This window comes from Arthrobacter sp. Hiyo1, from assembly GCF_001263615.2.
In the GTDB taxonomy this organism is placed as follows: Bacteria; Actinomycetota; Actinomycetes; order Actinomycetales; family Micrococcaceae; genus Arthrobacter.
On the sequence record NZ_DF952473.1, the window covers coordinates 376483 to 377585 of the forward strand.

At 63.6% G+C, this 1103-nt stretch carries 1 protein-coding gene and 1 pseudogene; both read left to right on the forward strand.

The window, feature by feature from the left end; genetic code table 11:
- Positions 1 to 579 (forward strand): annotated as a pseudogene (locus tag AHiyo1_RS24895) (MFS transporter); the annotation flags it as partial.
- 34 nt (positions 580 to 613) lie between these two features.
- On the forward strand, positions 614 to 1103 hold a 490-nt coding region (locus AHiyo1_RS17205; RefSeq protein ID WP_253257415.1), incomplete at its 3' end, for an ABC transporter substrate-binding protein.

Below are 1103 nucleotides of genomic sequence, written 5' to 3' on the forward strand. Positions count from 1 at the left end.
AACCTCTTTGCCTACAACCAGCTCTACTTCGGGTTGCCCATCGAGCTGGAACGGAGCGACGCGGGTTTGGGTGCGCTCTCGGCGATTTTCGCCTACGCATCCATTTTGATCATCACCCTGCAATGGCCCATCGCCAGGCTCATGAAACGGAAGGGACCGGGCGTCGCGCTCGCCGCGGGATTCGCCGTTCAGGCCCTGGGGTTCGTCGCTATCGCAGCCATGGCCGCCTTCCCCCCGCCCGACGCATTCCCTGCGCTACCGGCGTTCCTGCTGGTCACTGCGCTCGCCGTCGGGCACATGTGCGTGGCACCAGTTGCCATGGATCTGGTCCTCGAATTTGCCGCAGGACGCTCCACCGGCGCCTATTACGGCTTGCTCGCGAGTTGCGGCGGAACCATGGTTCTCCTCGGCAATTTGCTCCTTGCTCCGCTCTATGAACAGGCCACCACACCATCCCTGGCCGCGGTCTCTCCGTGGCTGGTGTCGGCAATTCTCGCGGCGAGCTCCGCGGCACTCATACATCGCTTCCTTCCGGCATCCGTCCCGGCACCGCGTCCGCAACAACTCCACACCGTTTGATCCACTCACACCCACGAAAGACAGGCACCAATCCATGGCTATTCCACGCCCAAAAGCAGTTGCCGCGATACTCCTCTCCTCCGCAATGGCCGCCGCCCTCAGCGCTTGCTTCGCCCAAGGCACCGCGCCATCAGCCAGCAGCACCGACTCCCGGATCAAGGTAGCCATGCTGCAGCCACCGCGTTCAGGACTTACTCCCTTGAGCGACGACGCCTTCAAACTCTCACGCTGGAAGACCGCCGAGACTTTGGTTGTCCTGGATGCCCTCGGCGATGCCCAGCCATCGCTTTCAACAGCCTGGACGCAACTGGACGGCAGGAACTGGCGCTTCGAACTCCGTGCAGGCGTGAAATTCCATGACGGAACGCTCCTGACGGCGGAGCAAGTGGCGGCGTCGTTAACGGCAGCAGCCAATGCCAAGCCCAAGCCGCGGATCCTCGACGGCGTGCAGCTCAGCGTCCGCACCGACGGCGGGAACGCCGTCGTCGTGACCACCCAGACGGACGACCCGCTTGTTCCGCAGC